Source organism: Marinobacter koreensis, from assembly GCF_023156285.1.
GTDB classification, from domain to species: Bacteria; Pseudomonadota; Gammaproteobacteria; order Pseudomonadales; family Oleiphilaceae; genus Marinobacter; species Marinobacter koreensis.
This window is the reverse complement of sequence record NZ_JAKZAJ010000004.1, coordinates 78,022-102,538: the sequence shown is the minus strand read 5'-3', so window position 1 is coordinate 102,538 and position 24,517 is coordinate 78,022. Positions and strand designations below refer to the sequence as shown.

The following is a 24,517-nucleotide window of genomic DNA, read 5'->3' as shown; positions in this document are numbered from 1 at the left end:
ATCGGAGCTGGAAGGTAGGGAGACCAAAAAAACGCCCGTGAACCCATCCGTGGGGGGCTTGGTCGCGCCATCCCTGGCGCTCCACATTTTTTGGTCTCCCTACCTCCCATCTCCTCGTTCAACCATGGCAGTTCAGTCCCCGAGTCCGTGAGATCACCCGAACGCCAAAGAAATCTTTGCTTTTTTCTTTCTTCACGACTGGCAAAGCCGTTTCCGCGGTCTGGGGGTGGGGGTTCTTTCTCCGCCAGAAAAACGTGTCCGAGCAAAGCGAGTTGTTTTTCCAAGGAGAAAGAACCCCCACCCCCAGACCGCCAACGCCCAGCTACCAGTCCTACCGAATCAAGGCGCCGAACAACTAGCCCCAAACCGATAACAGGCAAAACACCGGTGATGCCGCAACATAATCCGCTCGTCCATACTCTCGGCCAACGTGCCCCCAAGGTCGTACTGGGGATCGTCATCCACCAGCGTGCAGGCATACACCCGCACCTGATCACCCTTTTTCACCAGCATCCGCGTATAGGTGCACATAAAATGGTCCCGGGATTCCTTGGTCGGATACTTCTCCATGCAGGTCTCGGTGATCTCCGGACTGCCGTCTTCCGAACCGGGCGTCCCCAGATCCGGAAAGGCGGTGAACGCCAGATCTTCAGGAATGCCCCGGTCCCGGAAAATGCCCCGAAACGCCGATTCCACCTTTGACGGAATCTCTTCAGGATCCGTCTGACGGGCGATCGATACCTTGAAGCCCTGATCGATCAACCAGCGGATACCCTCCAGCGCCTGCTCAAAACTCCCCTCGCCGCGATCCTTGTCGTGGCGGGCACGGTCGGGAAAATCGAGGCTGACCCGGAAGTGGATCGGGTACGGATTCTGCAACAATGGCAACACCTGGTGCCGGCGTTTCAGCAGTGGCTCGGTAGCGTTGGTGAGCACGAAGCAGGGCCGGTGCTGACTGGCATAGTCCAGGATATTGACGAAGTCCCGGATCACGAACGGCTCGCCACCGGTGAAGGAAAACTGTTCCACCCCCATATCAAGGGCTTCGTGAATAAAGGGTTTTACGTCCGAGAGTTTCATCCCAGGAATACGACCGTCACCCGGGTGGGAGCCTTCCAGGCAGAACGGACAGGCCAGATTGCAGGCCGTGCCCGTATGGATCCAGAGCTCTTTGAGCCGGTCAGAATCAATGTAGCCACGGGGGTCCCCGTTTCGGGTATGGGTCCAGCTGTCCGAGGCCCTGGGTTCCAGAACCTCCACAGCGGGGATACGTCTACGCGCCTCTCGGGCTTCGGTCAGGGGCATATTACACACCTTTGTCAGCAGACATTTGTTTATGGTTGGCCCGGCCGGCCTTACCCCGCCGCCAGCCATGGAGTTTCTCCAGTAATCGGAGAGCGCCCGTCGGCGCGTGGGCGCGCTTCCATTCACCGGCTGCGTATTTGGCGGCCTCGTTCCAGGTCGGGTAGGGGTGGATGGTCCCCAGAATCTTGTTCAGTCCCAGTCCGTGCTTCATTGCCAGGGTAAACTCCGCCAGGATCTCGCCCGCGTGCGCGCCGACCACCACGGCTCCGAGTATCCGGTCTTTGCCCGGGGGCGTGAGCACCTTGATAAACCCATGCGCCTCACTTTCCGCAATCGCCCGATCGAGATCATCTAGCCCGTACCGGGTCAGCTCGTAGGCAATCCCTTTCTCTTTGGCCTCCTCCTCACTGAGCCCCACCCGGGCCACTTCGGGCGACGTGAAGGTTACCCAGGGCATCACGCGGTAATCCACCTTGAAACGTTTGAACTGGCCGAACAGCCCGTTCACGGCCGCATACCAGGCCTGGTGCGAGGCGGCATGGGTGAACTGGTAGGGTCCGGCCACGTCGCCACAGGCAAAGACATTCGGATATCGAAGGCTCATGTCTTCCTCCACCGGAACCGTGCCATTGGGCAAGGTTTCAACCCCGATTCTCTCCAGGTTTAGGCCCGAGGTGTTGGCCGCCCGACCGACGGCCACCAGCACGGCATCGAACGGTATGCTGACCCGCTCGCCTTCGTGTTCGCAGTAGGCGACTTTCTCACCTTCTTCCAGCCGAAACTCTGCGGCGGCATGGCCCAGAAGAACGCGGATGCCATCGTTTTCAAACTGTTTCCGGATCACATCCGCCACGTCGGCATCTTCCCGGGGCAGCAAACGCTCGCCTCGCTCCACCTGAGTCACCTGGCTACCCAGTCCTGCGAAAGCATGAGCCAGCTCGCAGCCAATGGGGCCACCACCAAGCACCAGCAAACGTCCAGGCTGCTCCTGCAATTCCCACAGGTTGTCGGAAGTGAGCGGATCCATGTCCGCCAGCCCCGGAATCGGCGGCATGGCTGGCTTACCGCCGGTAGCAACCACAATGCTTCGTGCCGTCAGCCTCTCGGTGCGACCGTCCGGATGAGTAACTTGCAGCTCCCAGGGAGATACGAAGCTGGCCTCGCCAGAGATGCAGTCCACACCCAGCTTGCGGTATCGCTCCGGGGAATCATGGGGCTCCACCTGGGCGATGACCTCCCTGACCCGGTTCATGATGTTGCGGAAGGAACCTTTCACGGGGACCGATTCCAACCCGTAACGATTGGCATGGCGTAGCGTATCCGCGGCCCTGGCACTGCGGATGAGCGCCTTGGAAGGGACGCAACCGGTATTCAGGCAATCGCCGCCCATTTTATCTTTCTCGATCAGTGCTACTTTCGCTTTGACAGCCGCTGCGATATAGGCGGACACCAGCCCGGCGGAACCGCCACCGATGACCAGCAGGTTGTAGTCAAAATGCTCGGGCTTCTGCCAGCCTGAATACACCTTACGGCGACGCAGAAAGCCCACCACAAATTTGGCGATGAGAGGAAACAGCCCGAGCAGGGCGAAAGAGAGCAGCAGATCGCCGGACACAATATCACCCAGCGCCTCGACCTGCCCCAGTTGGGTCCCGGCGTTCACATAAACAAAAGTACCCGGAAGCATGGCCAGCCAGCTGACCCAGGCGTAGGTCCAGAGCCGCATCCCCGTCAGCCCCAGAGTCAGGTTGATCAGGAAGAACGGAAACACCGGCACCAGTCTCAGCGTGGCCAGGTAGAACGCACCGTCCTTTTCGATCCCCCGATCAATTCTGGCCACGGTCTCCCGATATTTTGCCTGCAACGTATCCCGCAACAGGAAACGGGCCACGAGAAATGCTATGGAAGCGCCAATGGTGGAGGCCAGCGACACTGCAACCAGACCAAAGAGGTTTCCGAACAGGGCACCGCCCGCGAGGGTCATCACCGCCGCCCCGGGCAAGGACAGTGCGGTCACCAGCACGTAGGCGAACGCGTAGAGAGTCAGAGCCAGGGAAAAGTGCTCATGATTCCACTGTTCCAGTGCCGCCCGATTTTGCTTGAGAGCATCCAGGGTCAGCCATTCGCTCCCTCCCGAAAGCCAGAATGCGGCAATCGCTATCACGATCAGGGCGACCAGCAACAACTTTCCCGATTTCATCCTTTTCTCCACCAATGGCGTGTTTACTCGTCAAAACACCCGACACCGGGATTTGTTACACCGGTCGACTTACAGCGCTAGACTACCCTACTACTACGCATGAAGTTGTCACCGAGTTCTAAACCGCCGATAACTCTTCGATAAAACCTCTATCAGCCGCCAATAGGGAAGGCTCCTGGATGGCATTACGAATTGCAGTTGTTCTTGTGGTCATCGGCGCACTGGCCGCTGCCTGGTGGCTGCTACAGATACTGGGCATGCCCCCGGGCTTTTCACCAGATGCCCTGGCGAGCTGGCTGCAAAGCCAGGGGGTGACGGGCCCCTTGCTGCTCATGCTGATGATGCTGATTGCGGTTGTCGTAGGCCCGATACCGACACTGCCTGTCAGCGTGACAGCCGGACTGGCCTTTGGCGTTTTGCCGGGAACGGCTATCGCCGCGACTGGCGCCGTTGTTGGTGCACTCGTGGCCTTCTGGATCGCCCGATTTCTCGGCAGGGAGGCGGTCTACCAACGTTTCCCGGACAATCCGGTGCTTGCCAGAAATGGCTCACAGCGTTTTCTGACCATCGCCATCCTGCTCACCCGCCTGATACCGATATTCTCGTTCGCCCTGATCAGCTATGCCGCCGGCGTTACCGCCATCAAGACCTGGCGTTTTGCCGTTGCAACCCTGATCGGCATGTTGCCGATGACGCTGGTGTTCGCCGGCCTTGGAAACACCTTCCGGCTGAATCCGGTACTGACCGTCTCCGCCGGGCTGGCCATACTGGCCGTCATGGTATGGTTACCCTGGCATCTGAGCCGCCACCCGGAATCGCGGCTTACCCGCTGGCTTCACCTTCACCAGTAACAGCAGCGAATGCCCATGCACCCGACCTACTTCTCAAAGATCAGCGCGTCCGGGCTGGCTCCCAATTCCTCGAGCGCAGCCATGATGGCGTTGTTGAAAGGGTCGGGGCCGCACACGTAGAAGGACTGGTCGAAATCGCTGATCTGTGATTTCAGAAACGCCTTGTCGATGACGCCATCCAGAAAAACGTGATCACCCGTCGGCTTCTCCCGGGTGATCACGTTCATGAACTGATCACCCAGAATGGTCGCGAACTCGTCCTTCAGGATGATGTCCCGCTCGCTCTTGTTGGAAAAGAGCAACTGGTTATTGCCGGTTTCGCCTTTGCGATGCAGATCGCGCAGAATGGCGATAAACGGCGTCACACCCGCGCCGCCGGCCAGGAATATGCCCTCGCCCTTGTATTCAATCGTTCCCCACGGGTTGCCGATGATCAGCCTGTCGCCCGGGCTGAGCTGTCTGATCTGGTCGGTCACGCCCTGATGCTCCGGGTAGATTTTTATGACGAACTCCAGATAGGGATCCGAGTCGAGCGAGGTAAAGGTGAAGGGCCGCCCCTCGTCTCTCCAGCCCTCGCGATCAACGGCGACCTCGGTGGCCTGACCCGGCGTAAAGGTGTACCCCTCGGGCTTTTCAAGCCGGATCTGCCTGACGTCGTGGGTAACTTCTCGGATATCCTGGATTTCCAGCGTATGAGTCATAGCTCCCCCTATGCTTGCTGCCTGGGTCGGCCTCTGCCGTTGCTTGGCATGCACTCAACGTCTTTTAACCGTAGATCTCGCCCGCCGAGCCGTCAACGTACTGACACCCCCATCAAACCTCTGCGTGCGCCGACTCAGGGGCGAGATTGGCCACCGGATAAGCCTCGTTATCCAAACTCACTCAATCGATGCACCTGCTCCACGAACCGGGCGGGCAGAACATCGACGGCGGGCCGATCCTCACCACAGACATCCGGATGGGGCCCGGCAGGCTCGACGGCCAGCACGGTCGGGCACTCTGACCAGTGCAGTAACTCCAGCCGTCCGTCCTCCCGTTCAGTGAGGGCGGTGCAATGCTCTACCCAGTCGCCGTCGTTGCAGTAGAGGGCCTCGTCACTGCGCAGGAACCCCGCCGAATGGATGTGGCCGCAAATGAAGCCGTCGTAGTGACCCCGCTCCGCCACGGTCAGGGCCGCCAGTTCGAACCGGCGAATGAAGGTGCGCGCACGCCCGATCCGGCCCTTCACCCAGGCGGCGAGGGACCAGTAAGGCTTGCCCTGAAGCCGGCGCAGGGCGTTGAACCAACGGTTGACCCGCAGCAACACCCCATGGGCCCGATCGCCTACCAGCAGCATCAGCGGACTGCAGCGGACCACCTGGTCAAACTGGTCGCCATGACACACCAGGAATTGTCGGCCATCGGCGGTGGTGTGCACCGCTTTTTCCCGCAACTCGATGCCGGACAGGGTCTGCCCGCAGAAGCGGCGGAAGAATTCGTCGTGATTACCGGGAATGTAGACCACGCGGGTGCCGGAGGCCGCCAGATCCATCAGACGATGGACGACCTTGCGGTGGGTTTCGGGGAAATGAGCCCGACGCTGCATGGCGATCAGGTCGACAATGTCGCCCACCAGATACAGGGTGTCGCACTGGACCTTATGGAGGAAATCCAACAGGTAGTCGGCCTGGCAATCGGCCGTACCCAGATGGACATCGGAAATGAATACGCTCCGGTAGTTACGCATGTCGCCTCCCGCCACTCAACCATTCCGGATAACGTCACCTTTGCAGAGGCGGGTGACGGGGAGGTGACAGGCGGGCGACAGTTTGATGACCGGTTCAGGCCTCCTGGGGCTCAGCCAGCCGTTTGACGGCGAGCCGGGACACCGCAGACAACTCGATGCCATCGGACTCGGCGTAGTCGATGATCTGCTGCTTCATACTGCGGGCCCAGAATTTCCGGATGTGCGTGGCTACGACATCCGCGGCCTTGTCCTCATCGCCATGATGGAGGTTATTGATACTGATCTGATTGATCATCTTGATCAGGTTCTGGAGTTGCTGGTCACTCATCAATGCTCTCCTCGACAGGAAACTCGTCGCCGCGGTTGTAGCGTACATGCCGGCCCGGGCGGGCAAAGCCGATCAGGGTCATGCCGGCCTTGCCGGCTTCGCGGATCGCCAGGGCGGTGGCGGCGGATACCGCCACCAGTGTCCGGACGCCGACACTGGCACTCTTGTGCACCATTTCGAAGCTGGCGCGGCTCGACACCAGGACAAACCCATTGTCGAACGCCGCGGGGCCGTGGTCCCGGATACGTGCCCCGATCAGCTTATCCAGGGCGTTGTGCCGCCCCACATCCTCCCGGGCCTGGTGTATCCGGCCTTCGTTGTCGCACCAGGCCGCGCCATGGGTGGCTCCGGTCTGTTCCTGCAGCGGCTGGTAACAACGCAGACTCTTCAACGCCCGCTGGACAGCGGTGTCGTCCGGAGTCGGGCCGTCGGGCACGCGCCCGATGGGACGGATTGCGTGCGCCAGGGATTCGGTTCCGCATAACCCGCAGCCCGTGCGCCCGGTCATGTTACGTCGCTGGTTACGCAATCGCGCGAAGCAGTCTCCGGCAATGTGCATCTCGACAGCAATACCGTCCTCACTGGCGTACACATCCAGGCCGAACAGCTGGTCCGGTCGGTCCAGAATGCCCTCGGTCAGGCTGAAACCCAGGGCGAAATCTTCCAGGTCACAGGGCGAGGCCATCATCACCGCATGGGAAATACCGTTGTAGACCATCGCCACGGGCACTTCCTCGGCCACGCGGTCCAGGCCCGACGCCGGCCGGATACCCCCGTAAACGTCTACCGCAACCTCGCAACTGGCCGGCGGACGATGATCCGGGTCGGAGGCCAGGGTCACCCTTGCGGCAGCCGCCGGACTACTTGATGGCCGTGGCATCGGAGGTCTCCGCGTTGGCGGCTGCGGGCGTCAGCAATTCATGCTGACGCTCATCGAACTGCCGGAAGTGGCGCTGCCACTCGGATGGCTGGGTCACCTTTTCCACCTGTACCGCCGTCACCTTGTATTCCGGGCAGTTGGTGGCCCAGTCGGAGCTGTCGGTGGTAATCACGTTGGCCCCGCTGCCGGGATGATGGAAGGTGGTGTAGACCACGCCCGGCAGCATCCGGTCACTGACTTTCGCCCGCAGGACGGTCCGGCCCACCCGGCTGGAAATGCCCAGCCAGTCTCCGTCGTGGATACCGCGAAGCTCGGCATCGCTGGGGTGGATCTCCAGCACGTCCTCTTCGTGCCAGCGGCTGTTCTCCGTCCGGCGGGTCTGGGCGCCAACGTTGTACTGGCTCAGGATTCGACCGGTGGTCAGCAGCAGCGGGAACTTCCGGTTGGTCTTCTCCTCGCTGGCCACGTACTCGGTGACGGCAAACTTGCCCCGGCCAATGGGGAAGTCCAGTACGTGCATGGTGGGCGTCCCGTCCGGGTGCTCCTCGTTACAGGGCCACTGGATACTGCCCAAACGGTCGAGCTTCTCGTAGCTCACGCCGGTAAAGGTGGGCGTGAGTCGGGCGATTTCATCCATGATTTCCGATGGATGCCGGTAGTGCATCGGGTAACCCAGCGCGTTGGACAGGGCCATGGTGACTTCCCAGTCCTCCATGCCGGCCACCGGCGCCATTACCTTGCGAACCCGGTTGATACGGCGTTCGGCGTTGGTGAAGGTGCCGTTCTTCTCCAGGAAGGTGGAACCCGGCAGCAGCACATGGGCGAACTTGGCGGTTTCGTTCAGGAAAATGTCCTGGACGATCAGGCAATCCAGCGACGTCAGTGCCGCCTCCACATGCTGGGTGTTGGGGTCCGACTGGGCGATATCCTCCCCCTGCACGTACATGGCCTTGAAGGTACCGGCAATGGCGGCGTCGAACATATTGGGGATCCGCAGCCCCGGCTCGGGGTCGATGGAAACGCCCCAGTCACCCTCGAAGCGCTCGCGCACATTCGGATCGCCAACGTGCTGGTATCCAGGCAGTTCGTGGGGGAAAGAGCCCATGTCGCAGGAACCCTGGACGTTGTTCTGACCCCGCAGCGGATTGACGCCCACGCCCTCGCGACCCAGGTTGCCGGTGGCCATGGCGAGGTTGGCGATACCCATGACCATGGTGGAGCCCTGGCTGTGCTCGGTGACGCCCAGGCCGTAATAGATGGCACCGTTGCGCGCCTCACCATAGATCCGGGCAGCCTTGCGCACCAGTTCAGCCGGCACACCGGTGACCGCTTCCATGGCCTCCGGCGAGTTGCGTTCCTCGACGATGAAGTCGCGCCATGCCCGGTACTGTTCCGGCTCGCAACGGCCCTCGATAAACGCCTTGTCTTCCAGGCCCTCGGTCACAATCACATGGGCCAGGGCATTCACCATGGCGACGTTGGTGCCGGGCCGCAGCGGCAGGTGAATGCCTTCACTGCCGTGGGGTGTTTTCAGCAGGTCGATGCGGCGCGGATCGATCACGATCAGCTTCGCACCCTGGCGCAAGCGCCGGCGCATCTGGGAGCCGAACACCGGATGGGCGTCGGTGGGGTTGGCGCCGATCACCACGATGGTGTCCGCCTTCATCACCGAGTCAAACGTCTGGGTCCCGGCCGACTCGCCAATGGTGGTCTTCAGGCCAAAGCCGGTGGGGGAATGGCACACCCGGGCACAGGTGTCGGTATTGTTGTTACCGAAGGCCGCCCGGATGAGTTTCTGCACCAGATAGGTTTCCTCGTTGGTGCAGCGGGACGAGGTAATGCCACCAATGCTCTCGCGGCCATACTTCGCCTGGGTGTCCTTGAGCCTCTTCGCGGCGAACCCGATGGCTTCGTCCCAGGACACGGTACGCCAGGGCTCGTTGATGGAATCCCGGATCATCGGTTCGCGGATGCGATCCTTGTGGGTGGCGTACCCGAAGGCAAAGCGGCCCTTCACACAGGAGTGGCCATGATTGGCGTCGCCGCCCTTGTAAGGCACCATGCGCACCAGCTGGTCGCCCTTCATTTCCGCCTTGAACGAGCAGCCCACGCCACAATAGGCACAGGTGGTCACCACGCTGTGCTCCGGCTGGCCGGCTTCAATCACACTCTTTTCCATCAGTGTGGAAGTCGGGCAGGCCTGGACGCAGGCGCCGCAGGAGACGCACTCGGAATCCATGAACGGCTCGCTCTGGCCGGCCGAGACTTTCGATTCGAAGCCACGGCCCTCGATGGTCAGGGCAAAGGTGCCCTGCACTTCCTCACAGGCACGGACACACCGGGAGCAAACAATGCACTTGCTCGGATCAAAGCTGAAATAGGGGTTGGAGTCGTCCACATCCGCATCCAGATGATTCTCACCGTCAAAGCCGTAGCGGACTTCCCGCAGGCCGACAGCGCCGGCGACGTCCTGCAGTTCGCAGTTGCCATTGGCCGGGCAGGTCAGGCAGTCCAGCGGATGATCGGAGATGTACAGCTCCATGATATTCCGCCGGAGCTTCGCCAGTTTGCCATTCTGGGTGGTGACAGACATGCCCTCGGCCACGGGCGTGGTGCACGACGCGGGATAGCCGCGCCGGCCTTCGATCTCCACCGCGCACATGCGGCAGGAACCGAACGCCTCCAGATTGTCCGATGCACACAACTTGGGAATGGTGATGCCGGCCAGCGCAGCCGCCCGCAGGACTGACGTGCCCTCGGGTACGCTGATGTCGGTGCCGTCGATGGACACGCTGACCAGGGTTTCAGATTCGCTCGGCGGCGTGCCGTAATCGATGTCGGGGTTCAGGCCGCTCTTGCCGGGGTCAAAATATTGCAACATATCGTGCCTCCACTCGATTCGGTCAGGCCGTCAGGTCGTCCGGGAAATGTTTCATTACGCTCTGGACCGGGAACGGCGTCATGCCACCCATGGCACAGAGCGAACCATCGACCATGGTCTCGCACAGGTCTTCCAGCAGGACCAGGTTGGCGTCGGTGTTTTCACCCGCCCGGATGCGGTCGATCACTTCCACCCCACGCACCGAACCGATGCGGCAGGGTGTGCATTTTCCGCAGGACTCCACGGTGCAGAACTCCATGGCGAACCGGGCCTGTTCGCCCATGTCGACAGTGTCATCGAAGGCCACTACGCCACCGTGGCCGATGCCCGCGCCGAGGGCCGCGAAGGCCTCGTAATCCATCGGGGTATCCCACTGACTGGCCGGCATATACGCCATCAATGGGCCACCCACCTGTACCGCTTTCATCGGGCGACCGGTCAAGGTGCCACCGCCGAAGTCATCCAGGATGTCCCGCAGGGTTACGCCAAAGGCGAGCTCAATCAGTCCGCCGCGCCGGATATTGCCGGCCAGCTGGATAGGCAGGGTGCCCCGGGACTTGCCCATGCCGTAATCGGCGTAGGCCTGGCCACCTTCAGCCAGAATGAAGGGAACCGCCGCAAACGACAGCACGTTATTGACCACCGTCGGCTGCCCGAACAGGCCCTTGATCGCCGGTAACGGCGGTTTGGCACGCACCAGGCCCCGCTTGCCTTCGAGGCTCTCCAGCAGTGACGTTTCCTCACCGCAGATATAGGCGCCCGCCGCCAGCCGGACTTCCAGGTGGAACGCCCGACCACTGCCCCGGACATCTTCGCCCAGATAGCCGTCGGCTTCGGCCCGGCGGATCGCTTCGTCCAGGATGCGATGGGCTATGGGGTATTCGGACCGCAGATAGATAAAGCCCCGGGTGGCACCCACGGCAAGGCCGGCAATGGTCATGCCTTCGATCAGCATGAACGGATCACATTCCATCACCAGCCGGTCGGCAAAGGTGCCAGAGTCGCCCTCGTCAGCATTGCAGACGATGTATTTCTGCTGCTGCCAGGGCTCATCGTGCACGGTCTGCCACTTGATTCCAGTGGGAAACGCAGCGCCGCCACGGCCCCGCAGTCCCGAAGTTTTCACTTCGTCCACAATGCCCTGGGGATCCAGGCCCAGCGCCTTCTCCAGTCCATCAAAGCCGCCATGGGAGCGGTAATCCTCAATGGACAGCGGATCGGTCAGGCCAATGCGGGCGAACGTCAGCCGTTGCTGGCGTTTCAGGTAAGGATGATCGTCGATGTTACCCAGGTAGTTTTCATGCTCGGGCCGCGCTTCCAGCATTCCGGCTTCGACCAGGCCCGCCACATCGTCGGGCTCCACCGGGCCATAGGCGACCCGGCCGGATCCGGTATCCACTTCCACCAGCGGTTCCAGCCAGAACAGGCCCCGTGAACCGTTCCGGACAATCGTGACATCGGCACCGCGGTCCCGGGCGTGGCGCTCAATCAGCGAGGCCACCTCGTCGGCGCCAAGGGAGAGCGCCGTGGTGTCGCAGGGCACGTAAATTCGGGTCGCCATGGTCATTTCTCCCGCGCTTATTTGAGTTCGAGTGTCGAGGTGGTCAGTTGTTCCGCCAGCCGGTCAAACTTCTCCGGCGTCATCCGGCCATGGATGCGGTCGTTCACCCGGATGGACGGGGCACAAGCACAGTTACCCAGGCAATACACCGGTTCCAGGGTGAACTCGCGATCGGCGGTGGTCTGGTGATAATCCACCCCCAGGCGGTTGCGGATGTGTGCCTCCAGAGCCCGGCTGCCCATCGACTGGCAGGCTTCTGCCCGACAGACCTGCAGCACATGGCTGCCGGCCGGCTGGGTGCGGAAGTGATGGTAGAAACTGATGACACCGTGGATGTCAGCCCGGGTCTGCTGCAGGCCCTCGGCAATGATTGGCACGGCACCGTCCGGAATGTGGCCGACCCGATCCTGAATGGCATGCAGAATGGGAAGGAGGGCGCCGGGCTTGTGTTTCAGATCCGCCACAATCGCCTGGATCATGTCAGGGGTCCATTCCGCGGAACCGGGCAGGTTGTCCTGATTCGAGGCTGGGTTACTCTGCGCTGACATATGCATCACTATTCCTACCTGTTTTTGTTCTGCTACAGTGCTATAGCCAAGCTAGCACTCCCGCAACGCCCACGGAATATGAATCCGCATGCATAAAAAGAAGCTTACCCTCTCGCCCGCGTGGGTCTTTCAGACCGACGACGGCGACTGGTTCGAACCGGTACTCTTCCGTCTGCTCGACAGCATCCGGGAAACCGGCAAACTGACCGACGCAGCCCGGGCCGCAAACGTGTCTTACCGGCACGCCTGGAACCTTCTCAACCGCGGCACCGACGTCTTCGGCATACCCCTGGTCCATATGCAGAAGGGCCACGGCACCCAGCTCACCCCCTTGGGGGAGAAACTGCTCTGGGCGGAGCAGCGAGTCAAAGCCCGACTGGGGCCCCAGATCGACAGCATGGCCTCCGAGTTCAACGACCAGATCCAGCAGATCCTCGCTGGCACCCACCGTGTGCTCCGGCTCCATGCCAGCCATGGCTATGCGGTCGCCCTGCTCCCGGAGTTCTCCGACACGGTCGAAATCAACCTTCAGTACCGCAATCCGGATGAGGCTCTGTCGGCCCTGAACCGCGGCGACTGCGACATCGCCAGCTTCCACTTCCCGACCCAGCCGGTGCTGGCCGAGAGAGTGCTGGATCACTACCGGCACCACCTGAGCCGCCATGAGTTCCGCCTGATTCGCTTCGTCACCCGACGGGAAGGCCTGATGATGCGCCGCGAACTCGAACCCCGGGTCGAAAGCTTCGAGGACCTGGTCAACACCCAGGCCCGGTTCATTGGCCGGGACCGGCATTCCGGCACCCGTCTGCTGTTCAATCTCCTGCTGGACCAGGCGGGTTTTTCCGAAGACGCCATCAACCGCATGCCTCAGCAGGAACTGACCCATACGGCGGTCGCTGCCTTCGTAGCCTCGGGCATGGCCGACGTCGGATTCGGCGTCGAAGCGGCCGCCCGGCAGTTCAACCTGGACTTTGTCGAGGTTGTCTCCGAGCACTATCTGCTGCTGTGCCGGAAGGACCGCCTGGACGACCCCAATCTGCAACATCTGCTCGCTCTCATGCGTTCCAGCACCTTCGTTGACCGGATCCATCAGGTGCCCGGTTACGATCCGGACCACCCCGGCGAGGTCATCACCTTCGAACAGCTGATCGCCGAGGATGGCTGACACCCCGCCCGACTCCGGTCAGGCGGGGCTCCCGGTCAGAACAACGCCGCCGCCTTGGCGATAGCGATGTAGAGCCCGATCAGGAACGGCACTCCCACCGCCAGCCAGCAGACAACACCCAGGGGCCCGAACCGGCCGCGGGCTGCCGTCTCGGCATTGGCCGAGATGTGGGAGTCGTGCTGCAATGCCCGCTCACGGGCCAGCTCTTCCTCGTCCATGTGCAGCGACTTGTGCACCGGCTTGACCAGACTGTTACAGATCAGACCCACGAGCAGCAGGCCGGCCATGATGTAGAGCGTGCGGTCATACACCAGCGCCCGTTCCACCCCGGCATCCAGCTGGGCTTCGCGCAACAGCGTGATAATGACCGGGCCGACCAGGCCCGCCGCGGACCAGGCGGTCAACAGACGGCCATGGATCGCGCCCACCATCTGGGTGCCGAAAATGTCCGCCAGGTAGGCCGGCACCGTGGCAAACCCACCCCCGTACATACTCAGGATGATGCAGATGGAGATCACGAACAGTCCTGGTGCGCCCATATGGCCCCAGGTCGGCAGCAGACAGTAGACGGCGATCCCGAGCACAAAGAACGTGTAGTAGGTGTTCTTGCGACCGATCTTGTCCGACAGGGAGGCCCAGAACAGGCGCCCGACACTGTTGAACAGACTGATCAGCCCTACCAGACCGGCCGCTGCAGCCGCTACCGCCGCCTTCTGTGACGCGGTAAGCGCAGCCGAGGCATCCTCAAGACCCACCAGCGCCCCGCCAAAGACATCCTGCAGCATCGGGCTTGCCATGGAGATCACTGCAATGCCAGCGGTCACATTCAGGAACAATACACTCCAGATCAGCCAGAACTGCTTGGTCTTCCAGGCCTGGCGCAGATGCACGTGGCCCATGGTGATCATTTCATTGGAGGTATCCGCCTCGGTCGGCTGCCAGCCGCTGGGCTTCCAGCCATTGGGCGGTACCCGGAACCCGAACGCCCCGGCGCTCATGACCAGGAAGTAGATAAAGCCCATGACGATCATGGTACTGGCTACGCCGGTGCCGCCGTCCTGGGAGAAGGTGCCCATCAGCCATACCGCGAGGGGTGCACCCACCATGGCGCCACCACCATAGCCCATGATGGCAAAGCCCGTTGCCATGCCCCGGCGATCCGGGAACCACTTGATCAGCGTGGAGACCGGCGTGATGTAACCCAGGCCCTGACCGACGCCACCGAGCACGCCGCAGCCCAGATACAACAGCCAGAGCTGATGGGTCATGACGCCCACACCGCCGACGGCCATACCGCCACCCCAGCACAGGGCGGCAATGAAACCGGCCTTCCGGGGACCGGCGTGCTCCAGCCAGGCACCCCAGAGTGCGGCAGAGACACCCAGCATTGCGATGAAAATACCAAAGGTATAGGCGACGTGGCTCACCGCCCAGTTACAGGTAGTGGTCGTCAGAGCCTGCATCAGACCTACATCGGTGCAGGCCGCTGTTTCGCTGGCCGGAATCATGTTCGACATCGGTATCCAGAAGACGGAGAACCCGTACGCCATACCGATACACAGATGAATGGCCAGCGCTGCCGTGGGCACCAGCCATCGATTGAAATTGGGGCCTGCTATTGTGTTTTCGCGATCCAGAAGGCCGGGCTTGCGCTGTGCGCCGCCTCCTTCATAGACGCGATCGCCCGTTACTCCATCCATAAACGTACCTCATCTTGTTGTTGTAAGTGTTGCCGTTGTGGATAATCGCCGGACCAATCAAATATGACCACCGGAACATATTTGAGATAAGTCAATTTTTGGTATCGACGTCTGAGGATTTGAGTTCAGGGCGTTAATTAGAACAACTAGCGGAAAGTCTTATGAAAAATTGTGCTTATTCGATGATCGCCTTTTGATCGCTATTGAATCAGGTGCATCAACTCCTTGTCCTATCTGGGGTGCAGCGGTGAAGGGGTGGGCTGAAGAACCGGAAACTCTCCAGACGAAAGCCTCCGGCTATAGGCGAAATAGCATTTCGCTATCAGTGAAACGTCACGATTCCCGGAGTTCCGGATTGAGGGTATAGGTTCCGGTTACCCGGGCGCTGGCCAGAACGTGGCCTGCCATCGCTTCACGCACGGCATTGCCATCAAACTCGCCGTCCAGTCCGAGACTTTCCACATCCAGCGCATGTACCTCGTAGTGGTAGTGATGAATGATTTCATCGTTCCAGGGCGGGCAGGGGCCGTCATAACCGGCATAGGTGCCGGCCATGTCCGGGTTGCCGGCGAGGAACTGGGTGTAGTTGTTGACACCCCGGATGCCGATGGGGCCCGGCCCGTAGGCTTTGCCTTTCGGGGTGACACCGTCACTGTCCTCACCCTCCGGAATCCGGTTCACACTGGCTGGAACGTCCACCAGCAACCAGTGGAAAAAGTCGACCCGCGGCAAATCGGCGGACACGGTCTTGCCTTCCTGGTTGACGTCGTCCGCGACACTGGGCACATCCGGATCGAACATCATGACCACAAAGCTCCTGGTCCCCTCCGGCGCGTCTTCCCAGGTTATTTCAGGATTCCGGTTGGGCCCGAAACTCATGTGGTCCTGTTCACTGAATACGCCGAATGCGAATTTCTCCGGAATCGGCTGGCCTTCCTCAATACCTCGAACCTGCAGTTTCACGATCGTGTCTCCTGTCGATGGTGGTTGATCGTTGGCTTCTGGCCGGCAGCGGCACACACTCGCCACCGGATCTGTGATACAACGGTTTTAACAGTGGTGTCGGCCCTCTGTCCAGATCAGCAGCAGGCCGCCGATACCGGCTCCCGGCCCACAGGCCGACACACATCAGCACCGAGGTCACGATGAGCAGCAAGACACCGGGCAGCCCGCGCCCACCGGAAACCCAGCAGGATGAGGATGCCATCGCACTGGCGCAGGGGATGTTCGATCTGGCCAGGAACGGAGGGTCCACGATGCTTCGCCCGCTCCTGCAGGCCGGCCTGCCCGTGGACATACGAACCACCGACGGAGACAGCCTACTGATGTTGGCTTCTGAAAACGGTCAGAGCGACACGGTGGAGCTTCTGCTGGAAATGGGGGCCACCGTCGATCACCGGAACAACCGGGGACAGACCCCTCTCATGGTGGCGGCACTGTCCAACCGGTGCAGCATCATTGCCCGCCTGCTCAAGGCCGGCGCCGACGCCGATGCCCGTGACAGAAACGGTCGGACCGCGCTGGAGCTGGCTCAGCAGGAGGGCGCCCTGGAGGCGGCGGCAGAACTGCGGGGATAAGTCAGGTCCATTTCTCGTGCGGGGGAACGTAATTCCGGAAGGCCTCAATCACCGCCTCGGGGGTGTCCGCCTGCACAATCATGTCAATGTACTCACGGTTGAGGAAGCCAGCCCGGGCCATGGTCTCGGCCTGGGCGAGCAACGGGTCATAGAACCCGCCAAGATTATAGATACCGCAGGGTTTGTGGTGGAATCCCAGCTGCCCCCAGGTCCAGGCCTCGAACAGCTCTTCCAGCGTCCCAATGCCTCCCGGCAAGGCCAGGAAACCGTCCGCCAACTCCGCCATCCGGGCCTTTCGCTGGTGCATGTCGCTCACCACGTGCAATTCGGTGAGCCGGTCATGGGCCAGTTCACGGTCCCGCAGGGCTTCAGGTATGACGCCAAACACCCGGCCGCCGTGTTCCAGAACCGCATCCGCCACCACGCCCATCAGGCCGACATGCCCACCGCCGAACACCACGTCAATGCCGGCTTCGGCAAATCGCTTACCCAGAGCCCGGGTGCCATCCGCGTAGATCGGATCGTTGCCCATTCTGGAACCACAGTAAACGGCGATTTTCATGAACTCTCCCCAACGGTTACAACGCCAATTCAGTTATTCCGGACTCTACCATGAGCGGCGACTGATCGGCATCGGCGCCCTCCGTTGGCACAGGTCATCCGGGACTTCCGTCCAATTGTTCTTTTTCCCGACACCGCGTTACTATGAGCCACACAGCGTTAGCCCCCTACCTTTGTTGGTCGCCTTCACAGTGAGGACAGCCAAGTGCTTTCCGGTGCCAGAGCCCTTGGCTCTCTTCATTTCCAAAGGTCCGACAAATATGAGCAATCTTCATCACATCGTGGTGGTCGGTGGTGGTGCCGGCGGCCTGGAACTGGTCACCAGCCTTGGCAACAGACTGGGCAAGAAGGGCAAGGCACGAATCACCCTGGTCGACGCGAGCCTGACCCACGTCTGGAAGCCCCTGCTGCACGAGGTCGCCTCGGGTTCACTGGACGCCAACGCCAATGAAATCAATTACCGGGCCCACGCCCGCAAACACAATTACGAGTTCCAGCTGGGACGGATGGGTGGACTGGATCGGTCTGCAAAAGAGGTCGTCATCGACGCGTTCCACGATGACGAAGGCCAGGAGGTGGTACCCGAGCGCCGCATCAGCTATGACACCCTGGTGATTGCCGTTGGCAGCACCGCCAATGACTTCGGTACGCCCGGCGCCCAGGAACATTGCCTGTTCCTCGACAGCCTCCGGCAGGCCCGGCGCTTCCACAATCTGATGCTCAACGCCTTCCTGCGCAAGAACCACGAGGCCATGCAGGGCAAAGAGCATGCTTTGAATATCAGTATTATCGGCGCCGGGGCCACCGGCGTGGAACTGGCGGCGGAGCTGCGACTGGCGTCCCGGGAACTGCCGGTTTACGGGATGAACCACCTGCAGGCGTCCGATGTGTCCATTTCGGTGATCGAAGCGGCGGATCGTATTCTTCCGGCCCTGCCCGGCCGGTTGTCCAATGCGGCGACCCGGGAACTGGAACGCCAGCATGTGAAGGTACTGGCGGGCCAGCCGGTGAGCGAGGTCCGGGAAAACAGCGTGGTCATGAAGGATGGCACAGAGCTGCCCTCCGAGATGACCATCTGGGCCGCCGGCATCAAGGCACCCGCCTTTCTGAGTGATCTCGATGGTCTGGAAGTGAACCGGGGTAACCAGCTGGTGGTCGAACAGACCCTCCAGACCACACAGGATGCGGACATCTTTGCCTTCGGGGATTGCGCAGCCTGTCCGCAACCGGAGTCGGAGCGCCCCGTACCTCCCAGGGCGCAGGCCGCGCACCAGCAAGCCGACGCACTCTACAAGACCCTCTGCAATCGTCTGGAGGGCAAGGAGGCGGTGCCGTTCGTCTACAACGACCACGGCTCACTGATCAATTTCAGTCGCTACACCACGGTCGGCAACCTGATGGGCAACCTGTCCGGGCGCAGCATGTACATTGAGGGCAAGGTGGCGAGGCTGTTTTACCTCTCGCTCTACCGGATGCACCAGGTCGCCCTGCACGGCATGATCCGGACCGGCATCATCTGGCTCATGGACCGGATCAGCCGGGCCATGCATCCAAGGCTCAAACTGCACTAACCGACGCTCAGCTGCTGGATCCAGTCGATCATCGGGGTGGGATAGACACCGAGCACGAGGATCGCAAGGGCCACGGCGATCAGCGTCAGCCCCCCGACCCGGCTGCCCCAGTCATGGGCCGCATCACGGCGCGGCATGCCGGGTTCGGGAAGATAAAGCGTCACCATCACCCGCAGGTAGTAGTACAGGCCAATGGCACTGCCTGCGACAATACCGCCTACCAGCCACCAGCGACTCTCGGAAACTCCCAGAGCGATCACGTAGAACTTGCCGATGAACCCGGCCGTCAGTGGGATACCCGCCAGCGACAGGAAGCTGACGGTCATGACCGCTGCCAGATAGGGCCGGCGCCAGAAGAGCCCGCGATAGAGCGGCAGCGCGTCGGCATCCTCACCTCCGAAGGGGCTGGAAACCATCGTTACCACACCGAAGGCCGCCAGCGTCGTGATCAGGTAGGTCACCAGATAAACCCCCGTGGTCTCGATCGCAAGGGCATTGCCGGCGACGATCGCCACCAGCAGGTAACCGAAGTGGGCAACGGATGAATACCCCAGGAGACGTTTCAGATTGGCCTGGAACAGGGCGAGCAGATTGCCGCCCAGCATGGTCAGCAAAGCAAGCACCGTGATAACGGTTTGCATCCACTCACTCTGGAACACCGGCGCTGCCAGTGCCAGGCGCAATAACACCACAAACACGGCCAGTTTGCTGACGGTGGCGAGGAAAATGGTGGCCGGTGCCGGACCGCCCTGGTAGACATCCGGCGTCCAGAGGTGGAAAGGCACCACGGAGAGCTTGAAGCCCAGCCCGACGACGATCAGGCCAGCGCCAGCCAGCATCCAGGCATCCGATGCCCGCACCATGGCTCCGGAAACCCAGCCCAGATCCAGGCTACCGGTCCGGGCATAGATCAGGGCCATGCCAAACAGGAGAAACGCCGTTGCTGTGGCCGAAAGCAGCAGGTACTTGATACCGGCTTCCAGCGACCGCTCCGCACGGAAACTGTACGCCAGCATGCCGTACAGGGGCATCGACAGCAGTTCCAGGCCGATAAACAGCATGGCCAGATGATCGGCCGCCACCAGGGCCAGGGCACCCGAGGTCGCACACAGCAGTAGCAGGTAGAACTCTTCCTTGGGACCGATATAACCGATCAGGTACTGATGGCTCAGTATCACCGTCACCAGGGCCGAAAGCAGGATCAGGGCGCCGGCGATAAGCGCCAGCCCATCCACCTGCATCAGGGGGGGCGATCCGGCCGACATGGACTCCGCCGGCAGGCACAGCAGACCGACAATCAACCCGGCACTCGAGATCAGTGCCGTGGCGGTGTGGTGCCGCTGCCAGGCAATGACCAGCATGAGCAGCACGGCGGTCGAGCCGACAATGATCAGGGGCAGTATGGAAAAAAGGTCTCTGATCTCCAGCATTAACGCACCTCCCCGAAAACGTCCACGGGGCTGATGCCGGCAAACAGGTCGGCAATGGTTCCGGACAGACCTGCGGTGGTGTCCAGAAGAGGCTGGGGATAAAGGCCAACCAGGAGGACCAGGGCCAGCAGGACCAGCATCATGAAATACTCCCGCCAGTCCGGGCCTGGCAGCGCGCCCTGCCGGTAAACGGGCCCGAAGTAGACTCGCTGCATCAGTAACAGGGAGTATATGGCGGAGAGGACCAGCCCGCTGCTGGCGATGATCACCACCACCGGCGCCGTCTTGAAGGTTCCGAACATGATCATGAACTCTCCGACGAAATTGGCCGTTGCCGGCATCCCGAGGGATGCGGCGACAAAGCAGAGGGTGAGACCGGGCAGGATGGGCAGACGCCCCCACAGCCCGCCCATCAGGCGCATGTCTCGGGTATGGAGGCGCTCGTAGATCTGTCCGCTCAGGATAAACAGCCCCGCCGACGAGAACGCGTGCGCCACCATCAGCACTATCGCGCCCTGAACCGCGAGTTCCGAGCCGGAATAGATGGCAATCAGCACAAAGCCCATGTGGGAAATACTGGTGTAGGCGATCAACCGCTTCATGTCCTGCTGGCCACAGGCGAGCACCGCACCATACACGATGCTGAACAGGCCAAGGGCCATGGCCACCGGTGCAAAGGCCTGGGACTCTGCCGGAAACAGGGGCACACCGAAACGCAGCATCCCGTAGGCGGCGGTTTTCAGCAGTATACCGGCCAGATCCACACTGCCCGCCGTCGGCGCCTGGGTGTGCGCGTCCGGCAACCAGCCATGGAGCGGAACCACGGGTAATTTGACGGCAAACGCCACAAAAAACCCGAGCATCAGCCAGGGCGCGATGGCCTCGGGGATCTCTGCCTCCCGGAGCACGAAATAGTTGAACGACCATTCACCCGTGTTACCGAAATGGATGAACGCCAGCGCGAGAATCGCCACCAGCATCAACAGCCCGCTCGCCTGGGTATAGATGAAAAAGCGCGTGGCGGCCCGGATACGGGTCTGCCCCGCCGAGCCACTGTGCCCCCAGAGCGCGATGAGGAAATACATGGGCACCAGCATCATTTCCCAGAACAGGAAAAACACAAACAGGTCCAGCGACAGGAACACGCCCACGACGCCGCCCAGTATCCAGAGCAGGTTCAGGTGAAAAAAGCCGATACGATCACTGATTTCATGCCACGAGCACAACACCGCCAGGGCGCCAAGAAAGCCGGTGAGCGCTACCAGGATCAGTGACAGGCCATCCATGGCAAGGTGTATGTCGATGCCAAAGCGGGGGATCCAGCCCGTCCGCCATTCCAGGACCCAGTGGTCCTGACTGCTTCCGGGAAGGGCAAAGTCGCTGGTCACCCACACCCAGAGGCTGATACCGAGGACAAACAGCATGGTGGCCAGGGCAATCCAGCGCGGGGCATGCTTGCCCCAGCGATCGGCCTGCCAGCACAACAGACCGCCCAGAAAGGGAATCAGAATCAGCCAGACAAGGATCATGCAGCACCCCCCGGAAACAGCACCAGGGCCAACAGAATAATCGTGGCCCCGAGCACCATCACCGTCGCGTAGCTGCGAATCCGGCCATTCTGAGCGCGCACAAGCCCGCCATTCAGGATCCGGGAAAGCAGCGCCGGCAGATTCATGGCCATGTTGACCACGTCATGTCTCATTATGCGCACCAGAAACAGCCAGGGTTGCACCAGCAGCCGGTCGTAGAGGGCATCCACGCCCCAGGCCTGGTGCCAGAGACGCCACAACACGGCCCCCAACCCTTGCGAGGCCTGCCGCTGAAGCCAGCGACGACGGGCCAGAAACAGCCAGGCCGCGACCGCCAGACCGGAAATCACGGTGCCGGTGGCCAGGGTCTGAAGCAGGGTGTGGCCGGTCTCGGCACTGGCGCCGGGCGGAGCCGGGAACAGGTCCTCCAGATGCGGGTATAGCCAGGCGCCCAGCGCCGTGGACAACCCTGCCAGAACCACCAGCGGCAGATGGTGCGTCAGCGGATTTCTGCCCTGTTCCGCGTGACGGGCGTTATCGCTGCCGTAGTCGCCGTGGAAGGTACCGACAATCAGTCGCACCGTATATATGCAGGTCAGGAAAGCGCCCAGAAGGCCCGCGAGCAGGAAACCCTGGTGACCCGACGCCATCGCCTGCCAGAGGATTTCATCCTTGCTGTAGAAACCGGCGGTCACCAGCGGCAGTGCCACCAGCGCCGACCCGCCCACCAGGAACCCGGCATAGGCCAGCGGCAGGCGTTTTCTGAGGCCGCCCAGCCGGGCCATGTCCTGCTCGTGGTGACAACTGGTAATCACGGCGCCGGCGGACAGGAACAACAGCGCCTTGAAGAACGCATGGGTCACCAGGTGGAAGATGGCGGCATCAAACGCACCAGCGCCCAAAGCCAGAAACATATAGCCGATCTGGCTCATCGTGGAAAAGGCCAATACCCGCTTGATGTCGGTCTGTGCCAGAGCGGCAAATGCAGCCAGTAATAGCGACACCGCGCCGATCACGCCCACCAGCCAGAGCACTTGCGGTGCGAGCAGGAACAGGCCGTTCAGGCGTGCAATCAGATAAACGCCGGCGGTTACCATGGTAGCCGCATGGATCAGTGCCGACACCGGGGTCGGGCCAGCCATGGCGTCTGGTAGCCAGGTATGCAGCGGTACCTGGGCGGATTTGCCCAGCGCCCCGCCGAGGATCAGCAATGCCGCAACAGTCGCGGTGGGATTCCCCACGGACCAGGCCTCGGCGGCCCGCGCCATCACCTGCTGGATATCGAGGGTACCCAGCTCGTTGAACAGGAGGAACAGCCCCAGCGCCAGCAGCAAATCGCCTATCCGCGTCACCAGGAATGCCTTGAACGCGGCCCGGCCGTTGGCACTGTCCTGGTAGTAATAGCCAATCAGCAGATAGCTGCACAACCCGACACCTTCCCATCCCAGGAACAGCAGCATCAGGTTATCCGCCAGCACCAGGATCAGCATGCTGAAGACGAACAGGTTCATCCAGGCGTAAAAGCGGGTCACGCCGGTGTCACCGGCCATGTACCAGGCGGCAAACAGGTGAATAAAAAAGCCGACGCCAGTAATGACCGCCATCATGACCAGCGCCAACCCATCCACCGACAGTCCGATGGTGGGCTGGAAGGCGCCCGCCTGAATCCAGGTCCAGAGGGTAAATCGCACGGCACCCGCCCCGGCGACGTACAGGGAGATGGCCCACGCCGTCGCCAGGGCCGCCAGACCAATGCTGACCACACCAATCAGGGAACTGACGCGCGGCCCCAGCCGACCACCGGAAAGCGCCAGCACCAAGGTACCGATCAGGGGACAGATAAACGACAGGGTGACAGGAAGATCCATCATCCGCGCATCCTGCTGACCAGATCCAGATTCAGGGACCGCGCCCGCTGGAACAGCTGGATCATCAACGCCAGACCAACCGCTGCTTCCGCGGCAGCCAGGGTGATCACCAGCAGGAACATGGCCTGGCCATCAGGCTGGCCCCAGGCGGTAGCCCCTACTACAAAGGCCAGGCCCGCCGCATTCAGCATCACCTCAAGACTGATCAGCACGAACAGCATATTGCGATGCCGCATCAGCCCGACCAGGCCCAGCACAAACAGTAAGGTGGCCAGAATCAGACCGTGTTCCACCGGAATGCCTGTCATCAGCGTCCACTCCTGTTCCGCAACGGATTTGAACGACGCCCGACATGGGAGGCCGAAATCAGGGCACCCAGCAGTAACAGCGCCGCCAGTTCGACGACCACCAGCCAGGGACCGAACAGTGTCAGCCCCACCGACCTTGCCGCGAGCAGTTCACCATCAATGGCGCCCGCCATGTCGCCCCGTACCAGCAGGGTGATCATGACCGCCAGCAACACCGCCGCCAGCACCGAGGGACCGATCCAGAGTCGCGGGTGGCGCCAGCCGGTGTGGTCGCCGTCCTGCTCCGGCCCGATGTTGAGCATCATCACCACAAACACGAACAGCACCATGATCGCCCCGGCATAGACAATGATTTCCAGGGCGCCGGCAAACGGTGCGCCCAGCGCAAAAAACACCATCGCTACCGCGATCAGCGAGACAATCAGGTAGACAACGGCGTGCACCGGATTCCTGCCAGTGATCACACCCAGTGTGGCCAGCACCGCGACCAGGCCACTGAGATAAAATGCCAGTTCCATAGGGCCTCTC

At 61.6% G+C, this 24,517-nt stretch carries 21 protein-coding genes; 4 read left to right on the top strand and 17 right to left on the bottom strand.

The features are described 5' to 3' along the window. Positions 1 to 339: 339 nt before the first annotated feature. Both MLD04_RS11755 and MLD04_RS11750 read right to left on the bottom strand, forming a co-directional pair. A complete protein-coding gene (locus MLD04_RS11755) occupies positions 340 to 1,305 on the bottom strand; it encodes a radical SAM protein (RefSeq protein WP_248158466.1) in 966 nt (321 codons plus the stop codon). A 1-nt stretch (position 1,306) separates the two neighbouring features. Next, entirely contained in the window at positions 1,307 to 3,505 is a 2,199-nt protein-coding gene (locus MLD04_RS11750) for an FAD-dependent oxidoreductase (RefSeq protein ID WP_248158464.1), read from the bottom strand. 179 nt (positions 3,506 to 3,684) lie between these two features. Between MLD04_RS11750 and MLD04_RS11745 the strand changes: the two genes are divergently transcribed. Continuing rightward, positions 3,685 to 4,356: a TVP38/TMEM64 family protein gene (locus tag MLD04_RS11745; protein ID WP_248158461.1), complete on the top strand. Its 672-nt coding sequence runs from the start codon at positions 3,685 to 3,687 to the stop codon at positions 4,354 to 4,356. A 26-nt stretch (positions 4,357 to 4,382) separates the two neighbouring features. Here the strand turns inward: MLD04_RS11745 and MLD04_RS11740 are convergent, their stop codons facing one another. The 7 genes from MLD04_RS11740 to MLD04_RS11710 form a co-directional block, all read right to left on the bottom strand. After that, positions 4,383 to 5,057, bottom strand: coding sequence for an FAD-binding oxidoreductase (locus MLD04_RS11740; protein ID WP_248158458.1), 675 nt, complete (start codon positions 5,055 to 5,057; stop codon positions 4,383 to 4,385). 167 nt (positions 5,058 to 5,224) lie between these two features. Beyond that, the gene (locus MLD04_RS11735) at positions 5,225 to 6,082 is read right to left on the bottom strand and encodes a UDP-2,3-diacylglucosamine diphosphatase (RefSeq protein WP_248158457.1); all 858 of its coding nucleotides are present in this window, start codon (positions 6,080 to 6,082) and stop codon (positions 5,225 to 5,227) included. Positions 6,083 to 6,176: 94 nt separating this feature from the next. Beyond that, positions 6,177 to 6,410 (bottom strand): formate dehydrogenase subunit delta, encoded by a 234-nt coding sequence (locus MLD04_RS11730; protein WP_008940219.1) that lies wholly within the window; start codon positions 6,408 to 6,410, stop codon positions 6,177 to 6,179. After that, positions 6,403 to 7,290, bottom strand: coding sequence for a formate dehydrogenase accessory sulfurtransferase FdhD (gene fdhD, locus MLD04_RS11725; protein ID WP_248158454.1), 888 nt, complete (start codon positions 7,288 to 7,290; stop codon positions 6,403 to 6,405). The genes MLD04_RS11730 and fdhD overlap by 8 nt, the downstream gene beginning before the upstream one ends. Then, the gene (gene fdhF / locus MLD04_RS11720) at positions 7,271 to 10,171 is read right to left on the bottom strand and encodes a formate dehydrogenase subunit alpha (RefSeq protein WP_248158451.1); all 2,901 of its coding nucleotides are present in this window, start codon (positions 10,169 to 10,171) and stop codon (positions 7,271 to 7,273) included. The genes fdhD and fdhF overlap by 20 nt, the downstream gene beginning before the upstream one ends. Positions 10,172 to 10,193: 22 nt before the next feature. Further along, the gene (locus MLD04_RS11715) at positions 10,194 to 11,738 is read right to left on the bottom strand and encodes a formate dehydrogenase beta subunit (protein WP_379882999.1); all 1,545 of its coding nucleotides are present in this window, start codon (positions 11,736 to 11,738) and stop codon (positions 10,194 to 10,196) included. An 11-nt stretch (positions 11,739 to 11,749) separates the two neighbouring features. Next, entirely contained in the window at positions 11,750 to 12,286 is a 537-nt protein-coding gene (locus MLD04_RS11710) for a formate dehydrogenase subunit gamma (RefSeq protein ID WP_282451877.1), read from the bottom strand. An 82-nt stretch (positions 12,287 to 12,368) separates the two neighbouring features. Between MLD04_RS11710 and MLD04_RS11705 the strand changes: the two genes are divergently transcribed. Continuing rightward, on the top strand, positions 12,369 to 13,445 hold the full coding sequence (locus MLD04_RS11705; protein WP_248158445.1) for a substrate-binding domain-containing protein: 1,077 nt from the start codon (positions 12,369 to 12,371) through the stop codon (positions 13,443 to 13,445). Between the two features lie 35 nt (positions 13,446 to 13,480). Here the strand turns inward: MLD04_RS11705 and MLD04_RS11700 are convergent, their stop codons facing one another. Further along, positions 13,481 to 15,145 carry an L-lactate MFS transporter gene (locus MLD04_RS11700; protein WP_248158442.1) on the bottom strand — a complete coding sequence of 555 codons (1,665 nt, stop codon included), beginning with the start codon at positions 15,143 to 15,145 and terminating at the stop codon, positions 13,481 to 13,483. A gap of 333 nt (positions 15,146 to 15,478) precedes the next feature. Next, positions 15,479 to 16,108 (bottom strand): YbhB/YbcL family Raf kinase inhibitor-like protein, encoded by a 630-nt coding sequence (locus MLD04_RS11695; protein ID WP_248158439.1) that lies wholly within the window; start codon positions 16,106 to 16,108, stop codon positions 15,479 to 15,481. Between the two features lie 182 nt (positions 16,109 to 16,290). Here MLD04_RS11695 and MLD04_RS11690 point away from each other — a divergent pair, with 182 nt between their 5' ends. Beyond that, entirely contained in the window at positions 16,291 to 16,722 is a 432-nt protein-coding gene (locus MLD04_RS11690) for an ankyrin repeat domain-containing protein (RefSeq protein ID WP_248158436.1), read from the top strand. 1 nt (position 16,723) lies between these two features. Here MLD04_RS11690 and MLD04_RS11685 read toward each other — a convergent pair whose 3' ends face one another. After that, the gene (locus tag MLD04_RS11685; protein ID WP_248158432.1) at positions 16,724 to 17,284 is read right to left on the bottom strand and encodes an LOG family protein; all 561 of its coding nucleotides are present in this window, start codon (positions 17,282 to 17,284) and stop codon (positions 16,724 to 16,726) included. A 259-nt stretch (positions 17,285 to 17,543) separates the two neighbouring features. Here MLD04_RS11685 and MLD04_RS11680 point away from each other — a divergent pair, with 259 nt between their 5' ends. Beyond that, positions 17,544 to 18,854 carry an NAD(P)/FAD-dependent oxidoreductase gene (locus MLD04_RS11680; protein ID WP_248158429.1) on the top strand — a complete coding sequence of 437 codons (1,311 nt, stop codon included), beginning with the start codon at positions 17,544 to 17,546 and terminating at the stop codon, positions 18,852 to 18,854. Here the strand turns inward: MLD04_RS11680 and nuoN are convergent. Genes nuoN through nuoJ form a run of 5 tightly spaced genes read right to left on the bottom strand, consistent with a single transcriptional unit; the run spans position 18,851 to position 24,507 of the window. Beyond that, the gene (nuoN, locus tag MLD04_RS11675; protein ID WP_248158427.1) at positions 18,851 to 20,284 is read right to left on the bottom strand and encodes an NADH-quinone oxidoreductase subunit NuoN; all 1,434 of its coding nucleotides are present in this window, start codon (positions 20,282 to 20,284) and stop codon (positions 18,851 to 18,853) included. The genes MLD04_RS11680 and nuoN overlap by 4 nt on opposite strands. After that, a complete protein-coding gene (gene nuoM / locus MLD04_RS11670) occupies positions 20,284 to 21,813 on the bottom strand; it encodes an NADH-quinone oxidoreductase subunit M (protein ID WP_248158422.1) in 1,530 nt (509 codons plus the stop codon). The genes nuoN and nuoM overlap by 1 nt, the downstream gene beginning before the upstream one ends. Then, positions 21,810 to 23,684: an NADH-quinone oxidoreductase subunit L gene (nuoL, locus tag MLD04_RS11665; protein WP_248158421.1), complete on the bottom strand. Its 1,875-nt coding sequence runs from the start codon at positions 23,682 to 23,684 to the stop codon at positions 21,810 to 21,812. Before nuoL ends, nuoM begins: the two co-directional genes overlap by 4 nt. Then, a complete protein-coding gene (nuoK, locus tag MLD04_RS11660) occupies positions 23,681 to 23,989 on the bottom strand; it encodes an NADH-quinone oxidoreductase subunit NuoK (RefSeq protein WP_248158420.1) in 309 nt (102 codons plus the stop codon). Before nuoK ends, nuoL begins: the two co-directional genes overlap by 4 nt. Beyond that, on the bottom strand, positions 23,989 to 24,507 hold the full coding sequence (gene nuoJ, locus MLD04_RS11655; protein ID WP_248158419.1) for an NADH-quinone oxidoreductase subunit J: 519 nt from the start codon (positions 24,505 to 24,507) through the stop codon (positions 23,989 to 23,991). The genes nuoK and nuoJ overlap by 1 nt, the downstream gene beginning before the upstream one ends. Positions 24,508 to 24,517 lie beyond the last annotated feature (10 nt).